The sequence below is a fragment of the Streptomyces sp. McG3 genome (assembly GCF_018619185.1).
Taxonomy (GTDB): domain Bacteria; phylum Actinomycetota; class Actinomycetes; order Streptomycetales; family Streptomycetaceae; genus Streptomyces.
Window position 1 is genome coordinate 1 of sequence record NZ_JAAXYC010000145.1, and the last position, 19,349, is coordinate 19,349.

Here is a 19,349-nt window from a genome sequence, read left to right on the forward strand (position 1 = left end):
CCGTGCGGCGCCCCGCCCTCGACTGGCGGATCCGGTTCGCGGGGCTCTCGCTCATCTGGGGGTTCAGCTTTCTGCTGATCAAGGTCGGGACCGAGGGCTACGCCCCGTTCCAGGTCACCTTCGGCCGGCTGCTGGCCGGTACGGCGGTGCTGGTCGCCGCCATGGCGATGCGCCGGGAGCGGCTGCCGCGCTCCGCCCGGACCTGGGGGCACCTCACGGTCGCGGCGCTCCTCCTCAACGCGCTGCCGTTCTCGCTCTTCTCCTACGCGGAGCTGACGATCCCCTCGACGCTGGCCGGGATCTGCAACGCGACCTCGCCGCTGTGGGGCATGGCGCTCTCGGTGATCGCCCTGTCGGAGGACCGCCCGACCCGCCGCCGGGTGGCCGGTCTCGGCGTCGGCTTCCTCGGCGTCCTCACGGTTCTGGGTGCCTGGCAGGGCTTCTCCGGCCTGGACCTGCCGGGTACCGGCATGGCGCTGCTCGCCTCGTTCTGCTATCCGGTCGGCTGGATCTACGTACGCCGCACCCTGGCCGGAACCGGGTCGTCGACGCTGGCGCTGACGGGCAGCCAACTCTTCCTCGGTACGTTGCAGCTGGCCGTGGTGACACCGCTGTTCACCTCGGCGCCCACGTCCTTTCCGCTGCTCCCGACGGTCTCGGTGCTCGCCCTGGGAGCGCTGGGCACGGGCCTCGCCGTCCTGCTCCAGTACGGCCTGGTCCAGGAGGTCGGTCCGACGACGGCCCAGATGGTCACGTACTTCATCCCGGTGATCGCGACAGCGGCGGGCGTCGCACTGCTCGGCGAACAGCTGAGCTGGAACACCCCGGTCGGGGCGCTGATCGTCCTCGTCGGGGCGGCCCTCACCCAGAGCCGGGTCCGCCCCACCGCCCCACCGGGGCCCGCGGAAGCTCCCGTCGCCGCCGCACCGGAGCCCGCGGTCGTTCCGGCCGCCGGCCCGCCGGAGCCCGCGGCGGACCGAGCCGTGCCGCCGGACGCGGACGCCGCCGGGCTCAGCCGTAGCTGACCGGCCGTGCGGGACCCGCGGCCGCGGCCACCGCGTCCGCCAGGGGCCCGATGTCCGCCGCGGTCAGCGGGGAGACGGTGAGCCGCACCCCCTGGGGCGTGTCCAGCCGGAAGCGGGCGCCCGGGGCCGCCGCCCAGCCCGCGTGGAGCAGCCGGGCGACGGCCCCGGTCTCGTCGCTCACGGGCACCCATACGTTCATCCCGCTGCGGCCCCGGGCGCTCACGCCGCGCTCCGCCAGCGCCTGGATGAGCGCGTCCCGGCGGTCCCCGTAGGAGCGGGACACCGCACGGGTGTCGACGGCGCCCGAGGTCCACAGATGGAGCACGGCGCGCTGGAGCAGCCGGCTGACCCAGCCGGGCCCGAGCCGCTGCCGCCCCGCCACCCGGTCGACCGTGACCGCGTCCCCGGTGAGCGTGGCGACCCGCAGATCGGGGCCGTAGGCCTTGGCCGCCGAGCGGATGAACGCCCAGTGGGCCGTCACCCCGGCCAGCGGGTGCAGCGGCAGGTCGACGATGGCGTGCCCGTGGTCGTCCTCGATCAACAGCACGTCCGGGTGGCGTCCGAGGACCGCGCGCAGCTCCCGGGCGCGCGGCGCGTCCAGGGACGCGCCGGTCGGGTTCTGCGCCCGGTCGGTGACGACGAGGGCTCGCGCCCCGGCCCTTAGCGCCCGCTCCACGTCCGCGGGCAGCGGACCGGAGTCGTCCACACCGACCGGTACGGCGCGCAGCCCGAGCGCCGGTACGAGGTCGAGCACGCTGCCCCAGCCGGGGTCCTCCACCGCCACCGCGTCGCCCGGCTTCAGGTGCGCCGCGAGGACCCGCTCGATCGCGTCCAGCGCTCCGGACGTCACGGCGACCGGCCCGGCGGGCACCCCGTCGGCGTCCATCACGGCGCGGGCGTACGCGGCGAACTCCGCGACCACCGCGGCCTGCCCGTACAGACCGTGGCTCTCCGCGTCGGCCGCGGCGGCCGCCGCGAGCGCCGGCCCGAGGTCGGGCAGCAGCTCCGGGTCGGGATTGCCCTCGCCGAGGTCCCGTACGCCCGGGGGCGCTTCGATCCGCAGCGATCCGCGCGACGTACTGGCCGGGGCCGGACGCACCCGGCTCCCCCGCCGGCCCGCCGTCTCGATCACGCCGCGCTCGCGCAGCGTCCGATAGGCGGCGGCCACGGTATTGGGATTGACCTCCAGACGCGCGGCCAACTCCCGCATGGGAGGCAGCACATGGCCCGGCGGCAGGTCTCCGGAGCCGACCCCGCGCTCCACGCTGGCGGCAATCTCCGCTGCACGCCGCCCACTGATCCGATACTCTCCTAGCACAAACAACAGTATGCACTAGTGCAATGGAGTCAGCAAATGCAGCACACCGCAACGCCCGACGACACGGGCTCCGGCGTCGCCGCCCCCTACCTGCCCACCGACCGCACGGTGCCCACCCGGTCCAAGGAGCGCGCCTCCTACGACCGCGAGCTGGTCCACTCCATCCTCGACGAGGCCTACCTCTGCCACCTGGGCTTCGTGCGCGACGGCGCCCCGGTCGTCCTGCCGACCCTCTTCGGCAGGATAGGAGAGCGGCTGTACGTCCACGGCTCGACGGGCTCGCGACCGCTGCGGTCGGCGAGGAGCGCCGACCCGGGGCTGCCGGTCTGCCTGACGGTCACCCATGTCGACGCCCTCGTGCTGGCCAGGTCCGCCTTCCACCACTCGATGAACTACCGCTCGGTGGTGGTGCACGGCACGGCCGTGACGGTGACCGACCCCGAGGAGCGCCGGCTCGCCCTGGACGCGATCGTGGACCAGGTCGTGCCCGGCCGCTCCCACGACTCCCGGCCGGCCGACGCCAAGGAACTCGCCGCGACCGCGGTGATCCGGCTGGACCTGAACGAAGTGTCCGCGAAGGTCCGCACCGGCGGGCCCAACGACGAGCCCGAGGACAGCGCCCTCCCCCACTGGACCGGCATCGTGCCGCTCACCCGGGGCTACGCGGCGCCGGTCCCCGCGGACGACATGGACCCGGCCATCGCCGTACCGGACTACCTGTCCGCACTCTGACGGACGCCGCGGCGGCACGCCGACCGAGGTCGCGGCGGCCATGGCCGCCGCGACCGGCACCCGCCCCGTCGGGCAGGGGTGCTCACACCGCCAGGGCCTCCTCGCGCCGGGCTACCGCCGCGCCGCGCGCCTCCGCGAAGGCCAGTCCGGCCACCGCGGTCAGCAGGAGCAGCGTGCCGAGGACCGTGGCCGTCGTCAGCCGCTCCCGCAGGACGGTCACCGCGATGACGGCCGCGCTCACCGGCTCCAGGAGCATGATCACGGAGACGGTGGCCGACCGGACGGCGGCCGCCCCGGCGAAGTACAGCGCGTAGGCGAGCGCCGTGGGGACCGCGGCCACGTAGACCAGCAGCCACAGCACCTGCCCCGTCTCGGCGGTGTGCGGCACCAGCCCTTCGGCCAGGGCCATGGGCAGCAGGCCCACCGCTCCGATGCCGAACGCCCAGGCACTGGTGGTCAGCGCGTCACCGCCGCCGCCGTGCCGCCCGAGCCACCGGGTGAGCAGCGTGATGGCCGCGTACCCGGAGGCGGACAGCAGCGCGAGCAGCAGCCCGGCCGGCACGACCTCGCCGCTCTCGCCGCCCAGGACCAGCACGGCGAGTCCGGTCAGCGCGCCGGTCACGGCGGCCAGGCCGCCCCGGCCGAGGTGTTCGCCCAGCAGCAGACGCGCCCCGACGGCGATCAGGACGGGCCCGGCGCCGAGTGTGACGACGGTGCCGACGGCGAGGCCGGTGACCTCGACCGCCGCGAAGTACGCACTCTGGAACACGGTGAGACCGATGCCGGTGCCGAGGATCCGGAGCAGCCGGCGACGCCGGGGTTCGGGCTCCCGGGGCGTCCGGCGGGGGCGCAGTGCGAGCGCCCCCGCCAGCAGGAGGAGACCGCCCGCGCAGCGCCAGAAGGACAGGGCGAGGGGGCCGAGATCGCTGACCCGGAAGATCAGGGACGCGGCCGCGCCGGCGGTGCCCCAGGCGACTCCGGCGACGACGAGATACAGCATGCTCCGCCCGACGGGCAGCGCGGAGGCAACGGGGATGGACATATGACTTCTCCAGAGGAGGACGGGGTGGCAGGTCGCTCGGCTCCGCACGCGGGCAGCGACGAGCCGCTCGGGGACTGCCCGAGCCCGGTCTTCGTCAGGAGTGGCCGCCCGCGCTAGGCGGCAGGGGGCGGCAGCACAGTCAGATGCATGGTCGGCACACTAATGCGGGGCCCGGCCGCCGGACAACTCGCCCTCGACGGCCCCGGCCACCGCTCCGGCACCGGCGCCGGAGGCGACGGGACCCGACGGGGGCTTCGGCGCGGCGGACTGGGCGATGAACGCGCCGGTCAGGACCACGAACCCGCCGATGAGCTGCGGAGCGGAGAGATGCTCGCCGAGCAGCACCCAGGCCAGTCCGGTCGCGATGACCGCTTCGAGGCAGGCGACGACTCCGGCCACCTGGGGCGAGAGCAGCCGGACCGAGACGACCCCGGTGACGTACGCGAGCACGGTGGCGAGCAGCACGATCCAGCCCAGCAGCAGCCAGGCGGGGACCTCGTTGCCGTTCATGCCCGCGCTGCCGGCGAGCAACGACCAGTCCATGCCCCAGGGGCGGGCGACGACGGTGAGGACGGCCGCGCCGACGATCAGTCCGTACGCGATGACCCCGACGGGGTGCGGAGGCTCGGCGTGCTTGCCCCCGCCGTCCCGGCCGTCCTGCCCGCCGTGGTCGGAGAGGACGAAGTAGCCGACCTGGCAGCAAGCCGCGCCGAGGGCGAGCAGCAGGCCGAGCAGGTCGAACTTGAGCCCGGACCAGACCTCGACGACACACGCGAGGCCGCCCACCGCCAGCACCACACCGACCGCGGCGGCCCGGGTGACGGGCCTGCGCTGCACGAAGCGGACCCAGCCGAGGACCAGCGCGGGCGCCAGGTATTCCACCAGGAGCGCCACGCCGACCGGGATGCGGGAGATGGAGGCGAAGTAGAACGCCTGGACCCCGGCCACCGCGAACAGGCCGAACCCGGCCAGCAACGCGGGGCGTTCCCGTACGAGATTCCGGTGTCGCCAGGCGACCGGGAGCATGATGACGGCGGCGCCAGCGACGCGCAGCCAGACCACGTGCAGCGGGTCGAGCCCCGCCTCGATCAGGGGCTTGGCCGCCACTCCCGAACCACCGAACGCGAAGGCCGAGACCAGTGCGAGGCCCAGCCCGGCAGTTCTGCCCTGAAATCCCGAAGACGCTTGCATCGGCACATCATGGCAGCAGTCGACAGCACCGTCATCCCCGTGACACCTGTCGAGACGGCACCCCGGCCGCGACCGCGGGAAGGACGTGAGGCATCACCGTGACGGGGCGGCTCAAGCGTGCCGCGCCGCCTCGGCCGTGAGCACGACCACCCGGTCCGCCAGCCACCGCGCGTCCACGCCCCCGCGGGCGAGCACCTCCACCGCACGGCACTCGGTGTCGGCCGCCAGGGCGGCGAGCAGGTCGAGGCCGGCGGCGCGCGCTTCGCCGCGCGACGCGGCACGGTACAGCGCGCCCTCCATCGCGGCGAGGGCCGAGGGCGACCAGCCGTCGACCGCCGGGTCGCGCACCACCGGAACGGCGCCGGAGTCCTCGACGGAGCCCTGCCAGCGGAGCCCGTAGCCGATGCTGCGCTGGACGAGATAGCCGAGCACCTTGGCCAACTGGGGCCCACCGTCGAAGGCCTCGCGGACTTCGGGGTCCGTCTCGATCAGCGAGTGCAGGAGGTGGGCGGTGTCGATCTGCCGGTCACCGTCGCGCAGCGCGCGCCTGCGCGCACCGTTCAGCACCGATGCCAGTTCCACGGTGAAGCGGGCATCGTTCTCGGCGTGGTTCGGTGCGGGCTGGTCAGGCATGCGCGGCGTCCGGTTTTGCACACCTCTACCCCATCAGTCCCACAGCCGGAAGACATCCCCGGAGCGACCCATTGGGCATCCCACCGAAGTTGGGGACACCGGAGCGGTCCGTCATCCTTGCGGATGAGATCGTGCCGATCGGCACAACCATGACGGTCCGGAGCGCGTGCCGCCTTGCGTCTCACGCCCCGCGGCAACCGCAGGCCCCCGCGCGCACGTCCCCCACGCCACACGGACGCGGCTGGGGCGGGAGGGGAGGAAAGGGTGTTCTGGATGGTCGCGCTGCTCGCCCAGGACGGGCTGCAGTACGTCTACCGCGTGTACGCACCCGACGACGCCCTGCCCGCCGACCTCTTCTGGGCGGCCTTCCACTGCCACGACGAGGGCCCCCACCCCCGGGCGTCGGACAGATTCGACGCCGCGGTGATCTGGCGGAACAGGCAGCCCCTACAGATCTGACGATCCATCAGTATTGAATGTTGACGCGGCCCCCGCTACCTTCCGCGACACCGGAACCGGACGAACCAGGGGTGGTCGCATGGCTGAAGTCAGCGCCGAGGCACGCATCGAGGCACCCGCCGAGAAGGTCTGGGGCCGCCTGACGGACTTCTCGTCGTACGGGGAGTGGAACGCCACCCACACCAGCTTCCCCAAGGGCGGCCCGGCCGAGCTGGAGCTCGCGGCCACCTACGAGGAGAACATGAAGCTGATGGGCTTCCCCGCCGAGGTGGTCTGGACGGTCGACGGCCTGGAGGAGGGCCGCCTGCTGGTGACCCGGGGCAAGGGCCCGATGGGGGTCAACCTGGCGATGCGGTACTCCCTGACCCCGGAGGGTGACGCCACGACGATGCGCATCGACGGGGAGTTCACCGGTGCGGCGGTCTCACTGATGGGTGGCAAGCTCAAGGACTCGGCGACGGCGGCGCTCCAGGAGTCGCTGCGCAAGCTCGCCGGGCTCGTCACCTCCTGACCATGCCCGTGCGGCGCGCGAAAGGCCCCGCGGAATCGTCCCGCAGGGCCTTTCGCGCGCCGCGCGGAATCGTCCCGCAGGGCATGGCGCACCCGACCGGCGAACACGCTCAGTGCTCGTCGGCGAGGATCAGGTAGAGCTTCTTGCGCGCGTCGTTGATGACCGTCAGCGCCTTCTGCCGCTGATCGGCGGAGCCGGTCTTCCAGACCTGCCCGAACGCCTCCATCAGACCGAATCCGGCCTGCCGGATCTCGTTGACGCCCTCCCAGTCCACGCCGCGCCCGGCCTCTTCCCACGGAGCCTCGGGGCCGTTCTCGGCCTCGCTCCGCCCGGCGTCGGTGAGCGTGAACAGCTTCTTGCCACCCTCACTGGCGCTGACGATCAGCCCCTCGTCCTCCAGCAGCTGGAGCGTCGGGTAGACAGAACCCGGGCTGGGCCGCCAGGCCCCGCCGCTGCGCTCGCCGATCTCCTGGATCATCTCGTAACCGTGCATCGGACGGTCCTTCAGCAGAGCCAGGATCGACGCCCGCACGTCACCGCGCCGCGCCCGCCCCCGGCCGCCGCCGCCCCGGCCGCGTCCGCCACCGAAGGGACCGCCGCCGAACGGCGGCCCGAACGGCCCGAAAGCGGCCCGCCGACCGTCACCCTCGCCTCGACCGTGCTGACCGGGCCCACAGTGCCCCGGCCCGTGCTCGTATCCATGTCCGTGTGAACGCATCTCTACGCTCCTTCCATCGTTGATCTGTCGCGATGCGTCAACGATATATCGGAAACTATCGGACGACAAGGCCCTCACCGACGGCGACCCGAGCGCGGGAGACACGACTGCGCTGCTCACGAGGGTGAAGCGGTGCCCGGAAATAATCACTGGCCCCTCGACCGGGCCGTGGTTACGCTGACGGCGTTCCTCGGTCTGTTCTGGGCTTCCGTGCCCTGGAGAAGAGAGATTTTTATGTTCCGGCCCGCGCCGCGCGCGCCTCGCTGCACCGTCTAGCCAGTAGTCCGTCTTTCTGCTGCCGTCCTTCTCGGACGGTGTCCGGACGTGACGCTCCGGTGCACTGAATCAGCCCCCGCCTCCGCCCGCACGCATGTCGCGTCGTACGGGGTGGGCGTCTTCGTCGAGGCCGCTCGGCCTGCTCTTGCTGTCATCACAGACTTCCCAGCAAGGAGCACCCCGGGTGTCCAGCACCAACAGAACTCTCTCAAGCACGCCACGCACCACCCCGAACAGCGCCTTCTCCTGCGCGTGGTGCGGCCGGACCGTGTCCGCCGACGACGGCGCACGGCGCCATCACTGCCCGTCGTGCCTGCGGTCCCAGCATGTTCTCGACCCCGCCGACGGCGGCGCCAGTGACTGCCGGGGCCGCATGTCACCGATCGCCGTCGCCGTGCGGCGCCCGGGCGGCTGGGTGGTCATTCACCGTTGCGTGCGCTGCGACGAACTGACCTCCAACCCCACCCGCACGGACGACAACCAGCTCATCCTGATGCGGCTGGCCGTCCGGCCACTGGCGCAACCTCCCTTTCCGCTCGAAGCGTTCGGCGACCTCTGAACCGGAGGGAAAGGAGAGGACCGGCCATGCCGAGACGAGGGAAGAGCACCCGTCGCCGTGCCCGGGCCGCACGGCGGCCGCAGCGGTACAAGGACGTCCTGCACAGCCAGGGAGGGCACCGGGGAGACGCTTTCCGGTGCGCGGGCTGCCGACTGGATGTGTCCCTGGACGCGCCCGGCACCACGCACCGCAATCACTGCCCGAACTGCCTGGTCAGCCTGCACGTCGACCGGCGGGTGCCGGGCGACCGGGCTGCGGACTGCCGCGCCCGGATGGAAGCCCTGGGCATGTCGGTCAGGCCCGACGGCGAGTGGTTGATCATCCACCAGTGCGTGTCCTGCGGCGAACTCAGCGCCAACCGCATCGCCGGTGACGACAACGCACTGGCCCTGGTGCGCCTGGCGCTCGAACCCCTGCGGGACCCCGGCGTCGCCGATCGCTTGCGACTCGCGCCGTGACCCTCCCGTCACGCGCGCTGCCGTGTCACCCGGCACCCACCACCCCTACGCCTCGACGCTCGGGGTCCCCACACCCCCCGTCCCCCAACAGATCGCACCCGCGTGCGACTCACAAGGAGCAGCCATGCGCCCCATGACCAGGGAAGAGGTGCGCGGCGCGATCGTGAACCTGGACCCGGCCGCGAAGAAGGTCCGCCTGCCGGCCCGGTTCGACGACGTCCGATGGCACCGGATCGACTACCTCGACTGGAGAGACCCGCGCGCCCCGACCCACGCCTACCTCGTCACCGAGGCCGACGGCCGGGCGCGGGGAGTGCTGCTGCGCCAGGCCCCGAACGCCTCGGCGCACGGTTCGCGCGCGGTGATGTGCGACCTGTGCCGGTTCGCCCGCCGCTTCAACGAGGTCTCGCTGTTCACCGCCCAACGACCCTCGCGTGACAAACGCGAACGCCTCGACGCGACCGGTCTCCTCCTGTGCACCGACCTCGACTGCACGGCGAAGGTACACGGCAGGCCGGTCCGCGAAGCCTTCGACCGTCCGGTCGACGAGATCATCGCCACGCGCCGGGAGGGCCTGCGCTCACGCACGACCGCTTTCGTCCGTTCGGTCGCTGAACCGCGCGCGGCAGGCCTCGATCGGCAGGACACCCTCTAGGGTCTTTCGTTTGGATCAGGCCGGACCCCGCGAGCCCGGCATGATCCAAACGAGAGGCCCTAGGTCCCGTAGCGGGCCGCGAGCGTGACGGCGAGGTCGCGCAGGGCGCTGCGCAAGGACTGCGGGGCCAGGGCCTCCGCATCCGTACCGAGCCGCCACAGCGCCCATTCGGCGTGACGTGCGTCCTGGAAGGTGACCTCCAGCCGCGGCCAGCCGTCCGTGTCGGGATCTTCCGCGCGGACGGCCAGCACGGTGCCCAGCAGTTCCTCCCGCCGCGCCGGGCTCACCCGTACCAGCGCGGTGACATGGTCGCCACCGGCGAGGAAGCGCGCGGAACGGTCCCGCCAGATCCGGTCCAGGTCGACCCGGTTCGGACGCTGGGCCGGTTCGGGCAGTTCCTCGGCGGCCAGCACCCGGGACAGCCGGTAGGTGCGGTCCGCGCCGGATCTCGTGGCGAGCAGGTAGCCCCGGTCCCGTACGGTCACCAGGCCGATCGGGTCGACCGTGCGCCACTGCGGCGCCCGGCCCGTGGCCGCGTAGTGGATGCGCAGCTTGCGGCCGGAGAGCACGGCCCGGCGGACCTCGATCATGGTGGCGCCCGGGACCTGATCGGTGACCGGCCGGCGCGAGAGCAGGTCGGTCTCCGGGTCGACGAGAAACCGCTGGGCCGCGTCGCTCGCGGCGGCCTGATGGCTTTCGGGCAGCGCGTCGACCACCTTCCGCATGGCCGAGGCGAGCGCCGGTCCGAGGCCGAACACCTGCTCCCCGCGCCCCGATCCGGCGGCCAGCAGGGCCAGGGTCTCGTCGTGGTTCAGCCCGGTGAGCTCGGTCCGGAAACCGGGCAGCAGGGCGAACCCGCCGTGCCTGCCGCGTTCGGCGTAGACCGGGACTCCGGCCGCGGACAGTGCCTCGATGTCGCGCAGCACGGTACGGGTGGACACCTCCAGCTCACGGGCCAGCGTGTCGGCCGTCAGCCGTCCACGCTGACGCAACAGCAGTACCAACGAGACCAATCGGTCGGCGCGCATGCGGGAACGGTAGCGAAATACATGACCAAGGGTGTCGTCATTTGTTGGCAGGCTCCCCCGTACGACGTCGAGGCCGGCGACCGCCGGGCCGACGGACCTCGTACTCCCAGAATCGAATGGAGCCGAAGTGGCGCTGGAACGAACGGCCGTGAACCCGGTGACGTGGTCGGTGGACCTGGGGTTCAACCAGGGTGAAGTCGTTTCCGGGCAGACCCGGACCCTGTACGTCTCGGGGCAGACCTCGATGAGCGACGACGGCAAGCCCCAGCACGACGGGGACATGGCGGCGCAGTTGACGCTGAGCATCGACAACCTGGAGGCCGTGCTGAGCGAGGCGGGCATGTCTCTCGCCAACCTCGTCCGCCTCAACGTCTATACGACCGACGTCGAACTGCTGCACCGGCACTACGGCGCGCTGGCGGGGCGGCTGGGCGCGGCCGAAGTGGCGCCGGCCAGCACCCTGCTCGGGGTGACGCGACTGGCGGTCCCGGGCCAGCTGGTCGAGCTGGAGGGCACCGCCGTCGCGTGACGCGGCCTCACCGTCCGTACCCTCCCGTCGCCCGAACCGGCGGGAACGGTACGGCCGGTGAGAACGGTACGAGCGGTACCAGCGGTACCAGCGGTGAGAACCGCAGGGCGGTGAGAACGGTACGGAGGGTGATCCGGTCTCCGGTGCTCCGCATCGCGGACGCCCAGGAGTACCGCCCCACCGCCCGGACACGTCTCTCTCCCCCCCCACAATTGCACTTCTCCTCCCGCCCGGTAGGCGCTAGCGTTCCGGGCGAGGAGTGCCGCGGGGCGCCCCGCCGAGCACCGGGCCGCCCTGCGGGAAGGCATCCGGACCGCCGCGGCCGAGGGCGCCCGCGTGGTCTGCCTCCAGGAGCTGACGCTGTCGCCGTACTTCGCCGTCGTGCGCCGGGCCGACCACCCCGAGCCCGCCGGACCGGAGGAGCTGCTGACCGGCCCCACGTTCACGTTCGCCGCCGAGGCCGCGCGCGAGCACGGCGTGTACGTGCACGCCTCGCTGTACGAGAGGGCCCCGGCGCCCGGTGGCGAGGACGACGGTCTCGGCTACAACACCGCGATCCTCGTCGCCCCCGACGGCACCCTCGCCCAGCGCACCCGCAAGACCCACATCCCGGTCACCGAGGGGTATTACGAGGACGACTGGTTCCGCCCCGGTCCGGCGGGTGACGACGCCTTCCCGCTGGTCACGGTCGACGAGGCCCGCTTCGGCCTGCCGACCTGCTGGGACCAGTGGTTCCCGGAGCTGGCGCGCGCCTACTCGCTGGCCGGGGCCGACGTCCTCGTCTACCCGACCGCCATCGGCTCCGAGCCGGGCTTCCCCGGCTTCGACTCCCAGCCGCTCTGGCAGAAGGTGATCACCGGGAACGCCATCGCCAACGCCACCTTCATGATCGTGCCGAACCGCGTCGGCGCGGAGGGGGGCCTCACCTTCTACGGCAGCTCCTTCATCGTCGACCCGTACGGCCGCGTCCTGGCCCAGGCCCCGCGCGACGAGCCCGCCGTGCTGGTCGCCGATCTCGATCTCGACGCCCGCCGCGACTGGCTGGAGCTGTTCCCGTTCCTGACCACCCGCCGCCCGGACGCGTACGGTCCGCTCACGGAGACCGACCGGCTCACGGGGTGACCGGCGCCCCCGACGGGAGCCGTGCGCACCGGCGGCAGGCGCGGGCGGAGCCGGCGACGACCGCGTGGGAGGCGGCGGCCAGCGCGCAGGCCGCCGCCGTCAGGGGCCCGTTCTCGGCGAGGACCGAGGCGGTGGCGAGGGCCAGGGTGGCCACCGCCATGGACACGCTCGCGGTGGTGCCCGTCCAGGCGACCGTGAGAGGCAGCCGGTGCGGGACGGGGAGCCGGCGGGCCAGGGCGCCGGTGGCGGCCAGGGTCGCGGCGGCCAGGAGGACCGCCGCCCCCGCGACGGTGGCCAGATGGGTCGCGAGCAGCTGCGCGGCGTGCGGCACGGCCGCGTCCCGCGGGGCCCCGGTGTTCCGTACCAGGAACCAGCACGCCAGCAGGAACGGCGCGCTGAGGGCGACCGCGCGGGCGGTGTGCCGGGCCTGGGCGATGGTCAGTTCGTGCTGGAAGCTCGCGGCCAGCTCCCGCGCCGAGCCGAACTCCGCCACCGCCCGGCGGACCGCCCGCTCGTACGGCTCGCCCGCGTCCGTGTACGCCGCCACGGTCTCGGTGAGCCCGTCGCGGGCCTCCTCGACCAGGCGGGACTTGCGGCGGGCGGGGCCGTGCAGGAGGGCGTCCAGCTCGGCGACGTGCTTCTCCACGAGGTCGACCGCGCCGCCACCGGGCCCGGGGCCGGCGGTCATGCGCCCGGTCCGTGCGGCAGCGGGTGCGGTGCGCCGGGGTTGAGGACCGCGCCGATCACGGCGGTGAAGTCCTGCCACGCCGTGCGCTCGTCCGCCAGGAAGCGCGCCCCCGCCTCCGTCAACGCGTAACAGCGGCGCTTGCGCCCGCCCTCGCTCTCCCAGCCGCTGCGCAGCAGGCCCAGCCGTTCCAGGCGGTTCAGCGCCGGGTAGATGGTGCCGGTCCGCAGTTCGAGCGCACCGCCGCTGCGCTGCTGGACCGCCGTGATGATCGCGTATCCGTGCAGCGGGGCCGGTTCGACAACCGCCAGGAGGAGACCGTCCAGATGTCCGCGTACCGCATCCTGCCTCATACGTAGGCAGGCTACACATGGCGCGGCCGGAGGGCCAGCGCCCCGCGCGGGAACGGCGATGCCGACGGTGAATATGTAGGCAGGCTACCTATCGAGGTCGGGATCGTGCTATTCCTGGGGCGGCGGCCATGCGTTGGCAGCCAACCTATGGGCCGTGCCGTACGCCGCCACGCGATCCATAGCCATAGCCATAGCCATAGCCATAGCCATAGCCATAGCCATAGCCATAGCCATAGCCATAGCCATAGCCATAGCCATAGCCATACCCATAGCCATACCCATGGCCATGCACCCTCGGAGGGGCCCGTGACCAAGCTGCTGCTCTCGCTGCACGTTCTGGCGTCGATCCTGGCGGTCGGGCCGATCACGGTCGCGGCCTCGATGTTTCCCCGCTACGCCAAGCCACCCGCCCCCGGCAGCGAGGGCCCGCACGACCACGACACCCGCACGGCGGCCTTCCTGCACAAGATCTGCCGGGTGTACGCGGTCGTCGGCATCGCCGTACCCGTCCTCGGCCTCGCCACCGGTGCGCAGATGGGGGTGCTGGGCGATGCCTGGCTGCTCGCGTCGATCGTGCTGACGGCGATCGCCGCCGCCCTGCTGATGGCGATGGTCCTGCCGGGGCAGCGCGAACTGCTCATGGACGCGCCGGTGGCCGAGCAGCGGTCCGCCGCGGCGCGGCTCGCCATGACCACCGGGATATTCAATCTGCTCTGGGCGACGGTCGTCGTGCTGATGATCGTCCGCCCGGGGTCGACGACGGGGGCCTGACCGCAGTTCAGACCCCCTTGCCGTCCGGGTCGCGCGTCAACCCGCCTTCGTGTAGCGGCTGGTGGGGCGCTCCAGGCCCAAGTGGCCGCGCAGGGTGGTGGAGGTGTACTCCGTGCGGAACACCCCGCGCCGCTGGAGCTCCGGGACCAGACCCCGGGTGATCGCCGTGAGGTCGTGCGGCAGGACGGCCGGGCGGAGCCGGAAGCCGTCCAGGCCGGTGGAGTGCCGGTCGATCAGCAGGTCGGCCAGTTCGGCGGGCGTGCCGGTGAAGATCTCGGCGTCGGAGGCGAGTTCGGCCCCGGCCGCCTCGTCCAGCCGGTCCTTGCGGCGGGCCGCCGCGCCCGGTTCGTCGTCCAGGAGGACGATCAGGTCCGCGAAGGTCCGCAGCGGGCGCTCGTGCACGTCCCGGCCGGTGCGCTCCACCGCCTCGGCGACCTGGCTGAGGATCGCCGCCGTGCCCGCCCGGTCGTGCGGTGTGACGGCGACGACGTCGGAGCTGAGCGCCGCGAACTCGTACGGCGTGGTCGCGTGCGCGAGGCTCACCACCGGCGGCTGGCCCTGGGGGGTGCGCGGGGTGATCGACGGGCCCTTCACGCTGAAGTCCGTGCCCTGGAAGTCGATGTGGTGGACCTTGTCGCGGTCGATGAAGCGGCCCGTCGCCGCGTCCCGTATCTCCGCGTCGTCCTCCCAGCTGTCCCAGAGCTGCCGTGCCGCCTCGACCACCTCGGCCCCCTCCGCGAAGAGGGCGCGCAGCGGCCGGGAGATCCGCTCCGAGTCGGTCACGTCGTCCTCGGTGAGCTGCGGTGTGGTGCGGCGGCCGAAGTGGGCGGCGTCGGCCGCGCGGGACGCGATCTGCGGTCGCCAGCCGGCCCGGCCCCGGCTCGCGTGGTCGAGGGTGGCGATGCCGATGGCGAGGTGGAACGGTTCGGTGTGGGTGACGTTGGTCGTCGGCACCAGGCCGATGTGCGTGGTGAGCGGGGCGAGATGAGCGGCGAGCAGCACCGCGTCGATGCTGCCCCTGACCTGGTCGGTGCGGTCGTCGGGGAGGTGGAAGGCGGCGGACTGGAGGCCGAGGGCGTCCTCGAAGGTGACGAAGTCGAGCAGACCGCGTTCGGCCTCGGCGACCAGGTCGGCCCAGTAGGCGGCGTCGAGCAGCTCGCCGGGGCGCGCACCCTCCTCGCGCCAGGCCGCCGGGTGCCAGCCCGCCCCGTCGAGCGCGACGGCCAGATGGAGGGGGGCGTCGGGGGCGCCCTTCGTGCCGGTCATGCGGTGGTCTCCTTGTCGTCGCGCCCGGTGCGCAGGGGCTGCCCGGGGCCGCCCCATCCGGCCGGGCGGGGTGCGTCGGACAGGCCCAGGTGGTCCCGGAGCGTGGTGCCGGTGTAGTCGTCGCGGTGGACGCCCTTCTCCTGGAGGATCGGCACCACCCGGTCAACGAAGTCGTCCAGGCCGCCCGGGGTGAGGTGCGGCACGAGGACGAAGCCGTCGGCGCCCTCGGTCTGGACGTAGTCGTCGATGGCGTCGGCGACCGTGCGCGGGCTGCCGACGAACGTCTGGCGTCCGCCGACCTCGATGACCAGCTCCCGGATGGAGAGGTTCCGCTCCGCCGCGAGCTTGCGCCACTGCCGGGCCGTCTCCGCCCGGCCCTTGCGGAAGACGGAGTGCCCCTTCAGGAAGTGGGCGTCGTCCTCGGGCTCGACGTCGGGGAGCGGCCCGTCGGGGTCGTACGCGGACAGGTCGCGGCCCCAGACCGCCTCCAGGTGGGCGATCGCGGTCTGGGGGCTGACCAGTTCGCGGCTGATCTCCTCCGCGTAGGCGGCGGCCTCCTCGTCGGTGTCGGCGACGACCGCGTTGGCGGTGGGGAGGATCAGCAGGTCCTCGGGGCGCCGGCCGTGGGCGGCGAGGCGTCGTTTCACGTCCCGGTAGAAGTCCCGGGCCACGTCGATGCGGTTGTGCTTGCTGAAGATGACCTCCGCGTCGGACGCGGCGAACTCCCGTCCCGCGTCGGACTCGCCCGACTGGATGATCACCGGGTGGCCCTGCGGCCCGGACGGGGTGGTGAACCGGCCGGAGATGTCGAAGTGCTGCCCCCGGTGGGCGAAGCGGCCGGCCCCGGGGGCGACGAACTCGCCCGCCGCCGCGTCGGCCCGCAGATCGCCGCCCGACCAGCTGTCCCACAACTCCCTTGCCGTGGTGAGGAATTCGGCGGCCCGGGTATAGCGGTCCGCCTCGGGGAGGAAGCCGCCCCGGCGGAAGTTCTCGCCGGTGAACGCGTCGTAGCTGGTGACGACGTTCCAGGCGGCCCGCCCTGCGCTGAGCCGGTCCAGGGTGGCGAACCGGCGCGCCGCCTCGTACGGCTCGTTGAAGGTGGCGTTGACCGTGGCGGCGAGGCCCAGGTGCGTGGTGACGGCGGCCAGGGCGCTCAGCACGGTGAGGTTCTCCGGGCGTCCCGCGATGTCCAGGTCATAGACCTGCCCCTTGTGCTCGCGCAGCCGCAGCCCTTCGGCGAGGAAGAAGAAGTCGAACTTGCCGCGTTCGACGGTCTGCGCGAGCCGGATGAAGGAGTCGATGGATATCTGGCTCCCGGAGCGCGGGTCCGACCAGACGGTCACGTTGTGGATGCCGGGCAGCTGCGCTGCGAGATGCACCTGTTTCTTGGCGGTGGCGGGCACGGTGCGGTCTCCTCCTGCGAAGTCCTGCGAAGTCCTGCGAAGTCCGGCGGACGGGGCGGCTGTGAGGCGTGGTGGGGTGACGCGTGGTGGAGTGGGGGGTGGTGGTGTGACGTTCAGAGCGTGCCTGTGCTCGATGGCTCCTGCACAGGTCAACCGGCCCTGTTTTACGAGGTGTTCATGCCGTTGCGACAGTCGCGCCGGCTTCGGCGGCCTCGGGGGACGGGGCGGCGGCGGGTGTGGTCGACGGGCTCGGCGAGACGTACCGCACCCGGTTCTCGAAGGCGACCCCGTGGCTCTTCACGTCGATGGCGATGCGGTCGCCGTCGGCGATCCGGAACCCGTCGTGGAAGCTGGCCTCGTCGGCGCCCAGCAGCACGTAGTTGACCAGTCCGGGCCGCCGTACCGCCGGGAAGGTGAACAGATGGTCCGCCATGTCCTGCACCCGGTAGTAGAGGGCGTCGTCGCCGCAGTCGAACGGGCCCTCCCAGGCCGTCGCGCCGTCCCGCACGATCGTGACCCGGCCGGTCACCGTGCGCGGCGGCGGGCCGAGGAACAGCCACGGGGTGAGGGCGGTGTCGCACAGCTTGCAGTACGGGTTGTAGCCCGGGTCCTGGCGGTGCAGGCCGATGTCGCACAGGTCGTTGCCGAAGGTGTAGCCGGCGTAGTGCGGTGTGCCGTCCGCGTCGTTGACGTAGACCAGGGCGACCTCCGGCTCCTCGATGAGGGCGACCGGCCGGGCGGGCACGTTCAGGTCCTCGCCGGGCAGTTTCACCCAGTCGCCGAACCCCTTGAAGAACCACTTGGGCGGGGTGAACTCGCCGTCCTCCGGAGCGGTTTCGCCGCCCCACTTCTTCTTGTGCGTGCCCATGAAGCCGCTCAGCAGGGCGTTGCCCGCGCCCCTCGGCAGCAGCGGCGGCAGCAGCCGCAGCTCCGGGTCCCCGGCCGTGACGACGACACTCGCCGCCCCCTCGGTGAGGGCGGCCCGCAGGGCCTCCGGAGAGCCGTCGGTGGCGATGAAGGCGGCGGCGACCCGGCCGTCCTCCACCCGGTACAGGGTGTGCGGGGCGCCGTCCTCGGGGCGGCCGAAGCCGACGTGGCGTTCGCCGTTGTGGAGGGCCTCGAAGAGGACGGGGAGGTGGGAGTGGGGCATGGGTCTTCTCCTTCAGTACGTGGATGGGTCGGGTGACATCAGGCGTGCGGGGTGAGCGTGGGGACCGGTGCGCCCGCGAGGTCGGCCAGCACCTCGCCGATCCGGTCGACCGATCCCCGTATCCACGGCAGGGCGAGCGGATCCGCCGCCCCCGCCGCGTCCAGTGCCGCTGTCCGCTGCTCGGCGGTGTCGCCGTAGAAGTGGCTGGTCGACGCGCGGATCCGCAGGGGGCGGCCGGCCTCCCCGAACGCGGTCGCGGGCAGCACGCCGACTCCGTACCGCTCCGAGAGCAGTGCGGCCAGTCCGTCGCCGCCGTGCACCCCGTGGGCCTCGGCCAGGTGCTCCCGCAGGGGCTCGAAGTCCGGGTAGAGGTAGCAGGTCGCGGCTACCGGGGCGAGCTCCGCGCCCACGGCGGTGAAGCGGGCGGCGACCGCGCGCACCACCGTCCCGTGCAGCCGCCGGCTCGCCGCGACCCGCCCGACGACCTCCGGCGGCTCCCCGAAGGCGTACGCGGCCGCCGTCTGCACCGGTGCGGGCGGGCTCGACCAGATCTGGCTGGCGACCGCCACGAGCCGGGTGTGCACGGCGCGTCCCAGCTCGCTGTCGGGCAGCCGGGCCACCCCCGTACGCCAGCCGCCGAGCGCCAGGTTCTTGGTGAGCCCGGTGGTGACGACGGTGCGTTCGGGTGCGTGCAGGGCCGGGGACACGGCCGGCTCGGAGCCGTCGTACACCAGGTCGCCGTAGATCTCGTCGGAGACGACGACCAGGTCCAGTTCGCGGGCCGCCTCCGCCAACCGCCGTACGGTGGCGGCCGATGCGACCGTGCCGGTCGGGTTGTCCGGCACGGTCACCACGACGGCCCGGGGATGCTGACCGGCGGCCCGCGCGTCGGCGACCGCCTCGCGCAGCCGGTCCGGGTCGGGCACTCCGCCCTGCCCCGGCAGGATCGGTACGGGGATGGGCCGGGCCCCGGCCAGCCGGGCCTGGGCGGCGTAACTCACCCAGCTCGGCACGGGCACGATCACATCCCCGCCGATGGCCAGGAGCAGGGCGAACAGCAACGACTTGCTGCCCGGACCCGCCACGACCAGCCCCGGGTCGACGCCCAGACCGCGCCGCTGCCAGTACCCGGCGACGGCGGTCCGCAGGGCGGGGCTCCCGGCCACGGAGCCGTAGGCGTTCTCGTCGGCCGCCGCCGCGAGCCGGTCGCGGAGCACGTGGAGCACGGGCAGGCCGATCTCCCCGCTCGCCATCGACAGGACCCGCTCCCCGGCCCGGCGTCGTCGGGCCAGGGCCTCGTCGGCGGCGAGGGTCGCCGACAGCGTGACCGGTGTGGGTTCGGGCATGACAGCTCCAGCGCTCGGTGGGTGAAGGGGCGGGGCGGCGGGGTCAGGAGGAGCTGGTGTCCGGGGCGTACAGCTCGCGCAGCTCCGCCTTGCGGACCTTGCCGGTCAGGGTCTTGGGG

Annotated in this window: 22 protein-coding genes and 1 pseudogene; 11 read left to right on the forward strand and 12 right to left on the reverse strand. The window is 73.0% G+C overall.

Translation table 11 applies throughout. The annotated features are described in order from the left end of the window. The first annotated feature begins 2 nt into the window (after positions 1–2). Positions 3–1,025, forward strand: coding sequence for a DMT family transporter (locus HET64_RS22375; protein WP_215108256.1), 1,023 nt, complete (start codon positions 3–5; stop codon positions 1,023–1,025). Here the strand turns inward: HET64_RS22375 and HET64_RS22380 are convergent. Beyond that, positions 1,012–2,343 carry an aminotransferase class I/II-fold pyridoxal phosphate-dependent enzyme gene (locus HET64_RS22380; protein ID WP_215108257.1) on the reverse strand — a complete coding sequence of 444 codons (1,332 nt, stop codon included), beginning with the start codon at positions 2,341–2,343 and terminating at the stop codon, positions 1,012–1,014. The two genes, HET64_RS22375 and HET64_RS22380, sit on opposite strands and share 14 nt — an antisense overlap. Before the next feature lie 36 nt (positions 2,344–2,379). Between HET64_RS22380 and HET64_RS22385 the strand changes: the two genes are divergently transcribed. Next, positions 2,380–3,075 (forward strand): pyridoxamine 5'-phosphate oxidase family protein, encoded by a 696-nt coding sequence (locus tag HET64_RS22385; RefSeq protein WP_215108259.1) that lies wholly within the window; start codon positions 2,380–2,382, stop codon positions 3,073–3,075. A gap of 82 nt (positions 3,076–3,157) precedes the next feature. On the opposite strand, the gene HET64_RS22390 is transcribed toward HET64_RS22385, so the two are convergent. From HET64_RS22390 to HET64_RS22400, 3 genes are all read right to left on the reverse strand, one after another. After that, positions 3,158–4,117, reverse strand: coding sequence for a DMT family transporter (locus tag HET64_RS22390; RefSeq protein ID WP_215108261.1), 960 nt, complete (start codon positions 4,115–4,117; stop codon positions 3,158–3,160). A 159-nt stretch (positions 4,118–4,276) separates the two neighbouring features. Continuing rightward, the gene (locus HET64_RS22395) at positions 4,277–5,308 is read right to left on the reverse strand and encodes a DMT family transporter (RefSeq protein ID WP_215108263.1); all 1,032 of its coding nucleotides are present in this window, start codon (positions 5,306–5,308) and stop codon (positions 4,277–4,279) included. 111 nt (positions 5,309–5,419) lie between these two features. Further along, entirely contained in the window at positions 5,420–5,962 is a 543-nt protein-coding gene (locus tag HET64_RS22400; RefSeq protein ID WP_215108265.1) for a Clp protease N-terminal domain-containing protein, read from the reverse strand. Between the two features lie 243 nt (positions 5,963–6,205). Here HET64_RS22400 and HET64_RS22405 point away from each other — a divergent pair, with 243 nt between their 5' ends. Both HET64_RS22405 and HET64_RS22410 read left to right on the forward strand, forming a co-directional pair. Further along, the gene (locus HET64_RS22405; protein ID WP_215108267.1) at positions 6,206–6,400 is read left to right on the forward strand and encodes a hypothetical protein; all 195 of its coding nucleotides are present in this window, start codon (positions 6,206–6,208) and stop codon (positions 6,398–6,400) included. A gap of 79 nt (positions 6,401–6,479) precedes the next feature. Next, positions 6,480–6,911, forward strand: a complete 432-nt coding sequence (locus HET64_RS22410; RefSeq protein WP_215108269.1) for an SRPBCC family protein — start codon at positions 6,480–6,482, stop codon at positions 6,909–6,911. Between the two features lie 109 nt (positions 6,912–7,020). On the opposite strand, the gene HET64_RS22415 is transcribed toward HET64_RS22410, so the two are convergent. Continuing rightward, positions 7,021–7,629 (reverse strand): PadR family transcriptional regulator, encoded by a 609-nt coding sequence (locus HET64_RS22415; protein ID WP_215108271.1) that lies wholly within the window; start codon positions 7,627–7,629, stop codon positions 7,021–7,023. Positions 7,630–8,089: 460 nt separating this feature from the next. On the opposite strand from HET64_RS22415, the gene HET64_RS22420 reads away from it, so the two are divergent. The 3 genes from HET64_RS22420 to HET64_RS22430 all read left to right on the forward strand — a co-directional run bounded on the left by HET64_RS22420 (position 8,090) and on the right by HET64_RS22430 (position 9,577). Beyond that, entirely contained in the window at positions 8,090–8,464 is a 375-nt protein-coding gene (locus tag HET64_RS22420) for an RNHCP domain-containing protein (RefSeq protein ID WP_215108273.1), read from the forward strand. A 26-nt stretch (positions 8,465–8,490) separates the two neighbouring features. Then, complete coding sequence (locus tag HET64_RS22425) at positions 8,491–8,922, forward strand: RNHCP domain-containing protein (protein WP_215108275.1); 432 nt, start codon at positions 8,491–8,493, stop codon at positions 8,920–8,922. Between the two features lie 124 nt (positions 8,923–9,046). After that, on the forward strand, positions 9,047–9,577 hold the full coding sequence (locus tag HET64_RS22430) for an FBP domain-containing protein (protein ID WP_215108277.1): 531 nt from the start codon (positions 9,047–9,049) through the stop codon (positions 9,575–9,577). A 59-nt stretch (positions 9,578–9,636) separates the two neighbouring features. On the opposite strand, the gene HET64_RS22435 is transcribed toward HET64_RS22430, so the two are convergent. Continuing rightward, complete coding sequence (locus HET64_RS22435; protein WP_215108279.1) at positions 9,637–10,605, reverse strand: YafY family protein; 969 nt, start codon at positions 10,603–10,605, stop codon at positions 9,637–9,639. Between the two features lie 133 nt (positions 10,606–10,738). Here HET64_RS22435 and HET64_RS22440 point away from each other — a divergent pair, with 133 nt between their 5' ends. Together HET64_RS22440 and HET64_RS22445 are read left to right on the forward strand one after the other, a co-directional pair. Then, positions 10,739–11,134, forward strand: coding sequence for a RidA family protein (locus HET64_RS22440; RefSeq protein ID WP_215108297.1), 396 nt, complete (start codon positions 10,739–10,741; stop codon positions 11,132–11,134). Positions 11,135–11,407: 273 nt separating this feature from the next. Further along, a pseudogene (locus HET64_RS22445) lies at positions 11,408–12,256 on the forward strand (carbon-nitrogen hydrolase); the annotation flags it as partial. Here HET64_RS22445 and HET64_RS22450 read toward each other — a convergent pair. Continuing rightward, complete coding sequence (locus HET64_RS22450) at positions 12,246–12,944, reverse strand: permease prefix domain 1-containing protein (RefSeq protein WP_215108281.1); 699 nt, start codon at positions 12,942–12,944, stop codon at positions 12,246–12,248. The pseudogene HET64_RS22445 and the gene HET64_RS22450 overlap by 11 nt on opposite strands. After that, a complete protein-coding gene (locus tag HET64_RS22455) occupies positions 12,941–13,294 on the reverse strand; it encodes a PadR family transcriptional regulator (protein WP_215108283.1) in 354 nt (117 codons plus the stop codon). Before HET64_RS22455 ends, HET64_RS22450 begins: the two co-directional genes overlap by 4 nt. Positions 13,295–13,448: 154 nt before the next feature. Here HET64_RS22455 and HET64_RS22460 point away from each other — a divergent pair, with 154 nt between their 5' ends. Both HET64_RS22460 and HET64_RS22465 read left to right on the forward strand, forming a co-directional pair. Continuing rightward, positions 13,449–13,604, forward strand: a complete 156-nt coding sequence (locus HET64_RS22460) for a hypothetical protein (protein ID WP_215108285.1) — start codon at positions 13,449–13,451, stop codon at positions 13,602–13,604. Further along, on the forward strand, positions 13,601–14,065 hold the full coding sequence (locus tag HET64_RS22465; RefSeq protein WP_215108287.1) for a hypothetical protein: 465 nt from the start codon (positions 13,601–13,603) through the stop codon (positions 14,063–14,065). The genes HET64_RS22460 and HET64_RS22465 overlap by 4 nt, the downstream gene beginning before the upstream one ends. 36 nt (positions 14,066–14,101) lie before the next feature. Here HET64_RS22465 and HET64_RS22470 read toward each other — a convergent pair whose 3' ends face one another. From HET64_RS22470 to HET64_RS22485, 4 genes are all read right to left on the reverse strand, one after another. Next, positions 14,102–15,331: an LLM class flavin-dependent oxidoreductase gene (locus HET64_RS22470; protein ID WP_215108289.1), complete on the reverse strand. Its 1,230-nt coding sequence runs from the start codon at positions 15,329–15,331 to the stop codon at positions 14,102–14,104. Beyond that, positions 15,328–16,734: an NtaA/DmoA family FMN-dependent monooxygenase gene (locus HET64_RS22475; RefSeq protein WP_215108291.1), complete on the reverse strand. Its 1,407-nt coding sequence runs from the start codon at positions 16,732–16,734 to the stop codon at positions 15,328–15,330. The genes HET64_RS22470 and HET64_RS22475 overlap by 4 nt, the downstream gene beginning before the upstream one ends. A gap of 175 nt (positions 16,735–16,909) precedes the next feature. Continuing rightward, positions 16,910–17,884, reverse strand: coding sequence for a fumarylacetoacetate (FAA) hydrolase (locus tag HET64_RS22480; protein ID WP_215108293.1), 975 nt, complete (start codon positions 17,882–17,884; stop codon positions 16,910–16,912). Between the two features lie 38 nt (positions 17,885–17,922). Continuing rightward, complete coding sequence (locus tag HET64_RS22485; protein ID WP_215108295.1) at positions 17,923–19,230, reverse strand: pyridoxal phosphate-dependent aminotransferase; 1,308 nt, start codon at positions 19,228–19,230, stop codon at positions 17,923–17,925. Positions 19,231–19,349: the final 119 nt, after the last annotated feature.